Origin of the sequence: Marichromatium gracile (assembly GCF_004343155.1) — a bacterium.
GTDB classification, from domain to species: domain Bacteria; phylum Pseudomonadota; class Gammaproteobacteria; order Chromatiales; family Chromatiaceae; genus Marichromatium; species Marichromatium gracile.
Map to the genome: position 1 here is coordinate 1 of NZ_SMDC01000022.1, position 6,478 is coordinate 6,478.

The following is a 6,478-nucleotide window of genomic DNA, read 5'->3' on the forward strand; positions in this document are numbered from 1 at the left end:
GCCCACATCTGTTTCGGCGTGTTCAAGAACCGTCGTCCCTACCAGCCCGATTACGCTTCCGCGGCTTGACGGGAAAGACGGTATCTTTGCGGTTCGAGCCAGCCTCCAGCGATCAGCATCCAGCCTCCAGTCGGGGAGACTGGTGTGCATGATCGGCGGTTGACGGGAAAGACAGTATCTTAGCGGTTCAAGCATCCCCGGCCGTGCGCCGAACCTTGCCAGTCATGCGCGTCGGCCCTCCCCACTGGCGGCTGTCAGCTGGTGGCTGGAAGCTGCCCCGCGGTTCAAACATCCCGGCCGCACACCGGCCTCAGCCACCAGCCACCAGTCGCCAGTCACTGAGCGTCGGCGCTCTCCGCTGGGGGCTGTCAGCTGGCGGCTGGTGGCTGAAAGCTGCTCCGCGGTTCAAGCATCGCCGGCCGCGCGCCGGATCCGCCGACGCCTCGCCGCGGCCTCGCGCAGCAGGGCGAGGGCGCGGTAGCCGCCGTGGACGAGCTTGCTGTAGGGGATGAGCAGGAAGAAGGCGATCACGGTGGCGAGGTGGAGCGCGAGCAGTACGCCCATCGCGGCGGTGGCACGCCAGCCGAGCAGCGCCAGACCGCTGAGTGCGACGGCGGCGAGCAGTGCGAGCAGCGCGGCGTCGGCGCCACGGCTCGCGCTGGTGCTCGGTGTCGGATCGGCGCGCAGGGTGAGCCAGGCCAGACCGAGGGTGGCGACCGTCATCGCCAGTCCGCCGAGGGTGCCGAGTACCACCGGCAGGCTCCACCAGGGGTAGGGCGCCTGCAGCCCGAGCAGATGGTGGTAGACGGTGGCGATCGTGGTCGCGGCGAGACAGCCGAGCAGCCCGAGCAGCAGGGTGTGGTGCAGCCGACGGCGCCAGTGCGAGGGGCGGTCGTCGAGGTCGTTGCAACCGGGACCGCCGCCGCGCAGGTTGCGCAGGGTGACGAGGTCGGCGAGCGCGCCGCGCCAGTCGCGCCAGCCCGGTGGCGGCTCGCCGGCGCTCGCGCCCTCGCGCCACACCCGGCGCAGCGACACGGCGACGGCCAGCAGCGACCAACCGAGCGGCAGCGCCGCGAGCAGGCTCATCCAGCCCCAGGGGATCACGGCATAGAAGGCACCGGGGCCCTGGTGCGCGGCGAACAGTACCGCATGCGGCACCAGCGTGAGCACCGCGCCGAGTACCAGCACGATGGTCGCCAGCGCCACCAGCAGCGCGCTCGCCGGGGCATGGACCAGCAGCCGCGCCAGCGGGCGCGGCCAGGCGTGGCGCACATAGGCGTGGTGGCGCAGCGCGGTCAGCGCCCGGGGGACGTTGACCGCGAAGGGGTGCGGCGGCGCGTACTGGCAGGCATAGAGACAGTTGCGACAGTGGTGACAGAGGTGGGCGAGGTGTTCGAGGTCGGTGTCGGTCAGCGCCGGGCGCAGCCGCGCCGACTCGAAGACGTCGCAGAAGCCGTTACAGTAGCCGCAGGCGTTGCAGATGGCGAGCACGCGCCGCGTCTCGGCGCGGGGGTCAGTTGAGGACATGGTTCGCCGCCTCCTCGCCGGCGATGCGCCCGAACACCATGCCGATGGCGAGCGCGAGTCCGGAGACATAGCCGCGCGGGATCAGGTTGGGTTGCATCGCGACCCCGGCGGCGAACAGGTTGGTGGCGACCCCGCCGCGCGTCAGCCGCACCCGGGTGTCGGGGGCGACGGCGAGGCCCTGGTAGCCGAAGGTGATGCCCGGGCGCATCGGGTAGGCGGCGAAGGGCGGGGTGTCGAGCACCCGCGCATGGCCGCTCTTGGGCGGCTCCAGCCCCTCGGTGTGGCCGTCCTCCGGGGTCTCGCCCGGGCGCACGGCGGCGTTGTAGGCGGCGAGGGTGGCAACGAGCGCCGCCGGGTCGAGTCCGAGGCGCACGGCCAGCGCCTCCGGGGTCGGGGCCGTGATCGGTGGGTAGAGCGAGGGTGGGGCGCTCTGCCACGCCGGGGTGTCGAGCACCAGATAGGCGACCTGGTCGGGACAGTCGATCAGCCGTTGGCCCCAGCGGGCGTAGCGGGTCGAGGCGGTGTCGCCGCCCTCGTCGAGAAAGCGTCGGCAGGCGCTGTCGACGACGATCCCGGCGGGCATGCAGCGCACCCGGGTGACGATGCCGCCGTCATCGACCGGCGAGCGCCCGTCGATCGCGACCAGGTGGGCGCGTCCCGGGTCGCCGATCGGCTCGGCGCCCTGTTCGAGCAGGCGCAGCAGCGCTCGGCCCTCGGAGTAGGGGGTGCCGCGATTGAGGATGCCGGCAGCGCGCGCCCCCCAGTGCCGGGCGAGCCAGTCGCGGTTGGCGTGGGGGCCGCCGCTGCAGAGGATCAACGCACCGGGGGCGAGGTGCAGGGTCGCGCCGTGCGGGTCGCGCACGCCGACCCGCCCGACCCGCTCGCCGTCCAGGCCCGGGTCCTCGAGCGCGTACTGGTAGTGGATGGTGACGCCGAGCCGTTCGGCCTCGGCATAGAGCGCGTTGATCATCGCGGTGCCGCCGCCGAGCAGGAAGGCGGTCTTGCGCGAGGGCGGCAGCACCCCGCCGGCACGCGGCTGCAGCGCCACCCCGCAGCCGCCGAGCCACGCGGGCAGGTCGGCCGAGCGCTCGACCAGCCGCCGGGCGAGCTGCGGGTCGGCCCCGCCTTCGGTCACCCCTTGCAGGTCGGCGAGGAAGGTCGCAGCCGGATAGGGACCGCTCGACAGCGCGTTGGCGGTGTCGTGGGCATAGCGGAAGTTGCGCGCATGACGGGTGTTGCCGCCGCGTCGTGCGCGGGGCGCCTGTTCGAGCAGGGTCACCCGGGCGCCGGCGCGGCGTGCGCTGATCGCCGCGCACAGCGCCGCGGTGCCGCCACCGGCGACGAGGACGTCCGGGGTCGGGTCGGGGGTCATCGCTGCTGGGGACGGGTGGTGGGGCAGGGCCGCTCTAGCGGGCCGGGCGCGGGTGGTTTGACAAGGGGTGACATGGGTTACAAGAATACTCGGCTTTGGCCTTGACCATACGAGAGGACCGCGCCCCATGCAACCGACCCCATCCCTGATCCGCGCACGCGTCGCATCGCGCAGGAGCCGAGCCCATGGGTAAGGTGTGGTTCGTCGGCGCCGGACCGGGCGCGCCCGACCTGATCACGGTGCGCGGTACCCGGCTGCTGGCCGAGGCCGATGCCATCCTCTACACCGGCTCGCTGGTGGCCGAGACCGCGCTGCAGTGGGCCTCGCCGGAGTGCGAGATCGCCGACTCCAAGTCGATGGACCTGGCGCAGGTCACCGAGTGGCTGCTCGATCGCGCCGCGCGGTGCCAGACGGTGGTGCGTCTGCAGACCGGCGACCCGACCCTCTACGGCGTGGTCGCCGAGCTGGCGCGCCCGCTCGACGCCGCCGGGGTCGAGGTCGGCATCGTCCCCGGGGTGTCCTCGGCGATGGCCTCGGCGGCGGCCGCCGGCGAGTGCCTGACCCTGCCCGAGGTCACCCAGACGGTGATCTTCACCCGCGTCTCCGAGCGTACCAAGATGCCCGAGCGCGAGCACTTCGCCGGGCTCGCCGCGCACGGCTGCACCCTCTGCATCTTCCTCTCGATCGAGCGCATCGAGTCGATCGCCCAGACCCTGGAGGAGGCCGGTTGGGCTGCCGATGCGCCGGTGGTGGTGGTGCACAAGGCGACCTGGCCGGGCGAGGAGCTGGTGCTGCGCGGCACCATCGCCGACATCGCCGCGCGTTGCCGCGAGGCCAAGGTCGAGCGTCAGGCGCTGATCCTGGTCAGCCCCGCGCTCGGCGCCCGCCAGCACGCCCCGCGTGCCACCTCCAAGCTCTACGACGCCAGCTTCCCGCGCCGCTTCCGCCCGGCGCGCGAGGATTGACAGTGAACCGCAAAGGCGCAAAGGACGCGAAGCAGAGAAGCGCGTGATGGGCTTCCTGGCGGGGGCAGTCGACAGTGTGGCGGTTCATCCTTCCGATGACTGTCTCGCGATGCAGGCGTCCACTGGCGGCTGAGGGCTGATTGTTTACCCGGTAACCAAGGTCACTTCGCGCGTCCCTTGATTGCAGGGGGCGCGGTCGAACCATCCTCGGCCATCGCCGCTGTTCATCGGCCTTTTTCGCCAAGCATGTCGCGCCTTATCCGGCCCGTCCGGCTCATCTTTGCGCCCTTCGCGGCTTTGCGGTTCAATCCCGCTGGCCGCCGAAGACCTTTCCTCGCCCCCACGATTCAGCCACTCTCAGGTCCCGCCCATGTTGCTCGAAGAGACCGATCGTTATCAGCTCCATCGTCGGGGCCGCTATCTGTACGCCGCGCTGGCGCGACCGCACCGGGTGCTCAGTACCTGCCGGATCAACGGCGGGCTGCGCGAGGATCTGAGCCATGTGGCCAATCACCAGGGCTGCGAGGGCGTGGCGCACGATCCGCGCGGGGCCACCGCGGTCGACGAGGGGCCGGGTGGCTATCATGTGCGCGCCTGCGAGGATGCCGGGTTGCCGCCGTCGCGCACCGCGCTGATGGCCACCGCCGCCAACATGCAGTGCGCGGTGCTCGGGCGCGCCGCCGAGGGCGATCTGGCGGTGACCGTGGCCGCCACCGCCGGGGTGCTCGGTAACGCCACCCGTGCCGGGGATCGCGCCGGTTGGGTGGAGTGCGAGGAGGGCTGTCGGGCACGCGGTGCCGCGTCCGAGACCGCGCCACCCGAGCGTGGCGCCGGTACCATCATCACCCTGGTGTTCATCAATCAGCCCTGTACGCCCGCCTGTCTGGTGCGCGCCGCGACCCTGGTGACCGAGGGCAAGAGCGCGGCGGTGCTCGATCTACGTGTGCCCAGCCTGCAATCGAGCGCGCTGGCCACCGGCACCGGCACCGATCAGCTCGCCATCGCCGCGCCGCTGGCGCGCGAGGGCGAATGGGAGCGGCAGTGGGCCGGCGGGCACAACCTGCTCGGCGAGCTGCTCGGGCACGCCACCCATCAGGCGGTGACCCGCTCGCTGCTGTTGCAAAACGGGCTCTGTCCCGAGCTGCGGCGCAACCTCTGCGGCGCGCTCGGGCGTCACGGCTGCGACGAGCAGGCGCTGTGCCGCGCCGCCGAGCGCTGGCTGTCGGCCGAGCTTGCCGAGGTCTTCGCCCGTAACCTGCAGGCGCTGGTGCACGACCCGCTGAGCGCGGCGGCGGCCTTCGCCCTGGCCGAGGTGCTGGATCTGGCCCGCGACGGGGTGTTGCACGCCGAGATCGCCCGCGAGGCGGTGCTCAACCAGGCCGCGCAGCTCGGCGCGGCGGTGGCGGTGTGTCCGGATGCCTTCGTGGCGCTGCGCGAGCGTCTGCTCGCCGAACCGGGGCTTGCGCCCGCCGAGCTGGCGGCACTGGCGGTGGTCGAGGGGTTTGCGCGCAAATGGAACTGACCTCTTCCGTCGCGCTGGTCCTCGGCGCCTGTCTGCTCGATGCCTTGCTCGGTGATCCGGTCTATCGTCTCCACCCGGTCCGGCTGATCGGCGCCTGGATCCAGACCTGCGAGCGCGTGCTCTTCGCGCGCGGGCTCGATGGCTATCTCGGGGGCGTGCTGCACTGGCTGCTGGTGGTCAGCGGCGCGCTCGGGGTGTGGTGGGTCGGCCATCTCGGGTTCGCTGCGCTGCACCCGGCGCTGGCCTTCGGCTGGGATCTGTTCATCGCCTACAGCCTGCTCTGTACCCGCGACCTGCTCGGTCAGGGGCTGCGGGTGCTGCGCGCGCTCGATGATCTGCCGGCGGCGCGACGGCACATGGTGATGCTGGTCGGGCGCGACACCGACCGGCTCGATCGCGCCGGGATCGTCCGCGCCACCATCGAGAGCCTGTCGGAGAATCTCACCGACGGCGTGCTCACCCCGCTGTGGGCCTTGTGTCTGTTCGGGGTGCCGGGGCTGGTGGTGGTCAAGGCGATCTCCACGCTCGATTCGATGATCGGTTACAAGAACGATCGCTATTGTCGCTTCGGCTGGGCCGGGGCGCGTTCGGATGATGTGGTGCACTGGCTGCCGGCGCGTCTCTCGGTGCCGCTGATCGCGCTCGCCGCCGCGCTGTTGCGCGGCCATCCCCGGCTGGTGTGGCCGGCGTTGCGCTATCGCACGCTGCTGCCGAGCCCGAACTCGGGTTGGAGCGAGGCGGCCTGCGCCGGGGCGCTGCGGGTGCGGTTGCTCGGTCCGGTGTGGTACGGCGGCGTGCTGATGGGCGAGGCCTACATCGGCGATCCCGACTGGCCCGCCGACCTCGACGGCGCCGACCTGCGCCGCGCGCTGCGGCTGATCCTGGTCGCCGCGCTGCTGGCGCTGGGGTTCGGGTTGATGGTGGTCGCGAGCTGATAGCGCATCAGCCGCCAGCCGCCAGCCGCCAGCCGCCAGCCGCCAGCCGCCAGCCGCCAGCGGATTGAACCGCAAAGATACCGTCTTTCCCGTCAAGCCGCAGAAGCGTAATCGGGCTGGTAGGGACGACGGTTCTTGAACACGCCGAAGCAGATGT

The 6,478-nt window shown here is 71.8% G+C and carries 5 protein-coding genes; 3 read left to right on the forward strand and 2 right to left on the reverse strand.

What is annotated here, in order from left to right:
• Positions 1 to 405: 405 nt before the first annotated feature.
• Together tcuB and tcuA are read right to left on the reverse strand one after the other, a co-directional pair.
• Positions 406 to 1,527 (reverse strand): tricarballylate utilization 4Fe-4S protein TcuB, encoded by a 1,122-nt coding sequence (gene tcuB / locus EDC29_RS17075; RefSeq protein WP_132230684.1) that lies wholly within the window; start codon positions 1,525 to 1,527, stop codon positions 406 to 408.
• Positions 1,514 to 2,899: an FAD-dependent tricarballylate dehydrogenase TcuA gene (gene tcuA, locus EDC29_RS17080; protein WP_132230685.1), complete on the reverse strand. Its 1,386-nt coding sequence runs from the start codon at positions 2,897 to 2,899 to the stop codon at positions 1,514 to 1,516. The genes tcuB and tcuA overlap by 14 nt, the downstream gene beginning before the upstream one ends.
• A gap of 185 nt (positions 2,900 to 3,084) precedes the next feature.
• Here tcuA and cobM point away from each other — a divergent pair, with 185 nt between their 5' ends.
• The 3 genes from cobM (at position 3,085) to cbiB (ending at position 6,321) form a co-directional block, all read left to right on the forward strand.
• On the forward strand, positions 3,085 to 3,864 hold the full coding sequence (gene cobM, locus EDC29_RS17085) for a precorrin-4 C(11)-methyltransferase (protein ID WP_062277413.1): 780 nt from the start codon (positions 3,085 to 3,087) through the stop codon (positions 3,862 to 3,864).
• Positions 3,865 to 4,234: 370 nt separating this feature from the next.
• Entirely contained in the window at positions 4,235 to 5,386 is a 1,152-nt protein-coding gene (locus EDC29_RS17090; protein WP_132230686.1) for an adenosylcobinamide amidohydrolase, read from the forward strand.
• Positions 5,377 to 6,321, forward strand: coding sequence for an adenosylcobinamide-phosphate synthase CbiB (cbiB, locus tag EDC29_RS17095; RefSeq protein ID WP_132230687.1), 945 nt, complete (start codon positions 5,377 to 5,379; stop codon positions 6,319 to 6,321). Before EDC29_RS17090 ends, cbiB begins: the two co-directional genes overlap by 10 nt.
• Positions 6,322 to 6,478 lie beyond the last annotated feature (157 nt).

Excerpts from the sequence above, each read along its gene's own strand:
- tcuA (WP_132230685.1), bottom strand. The coding sequence starts at position 2,899 with ATGACCCCCGACCCGACCCCGGACGTCCTCGTCGCCGGTGGCGGCACC.
- cobM (WP_062277413.1), top strand. The coding sequence starts at position 3,085 with ATGGGTAAGGTGTGGTTCGTCGGCGCCGGACCGGGCGCGCCCGACCTG.
- tcuB (WP_132230684.1), bottom strand. The coding sequence starts at position 1,527 with ATGTCCTCAACTGACCCCCGCGCCGAGACGCGGCGCGTGCTCGCCATC.
- cbiB (WP_132230687.1), top strand. The coding sequence starts at position 5,377 with ATGGAACTGACCTCTTCCGTCGCGCTGGTCCTCGGCGCCTGTCTGCTC.
- EDC29_RS17090 (WP_132230686.1), top strand. The coding sequence starts at position 4,235 with ATGTTGCTCGAAGAGACCGATCGTTATCAGCTCCATCGTCGGGGCCGC.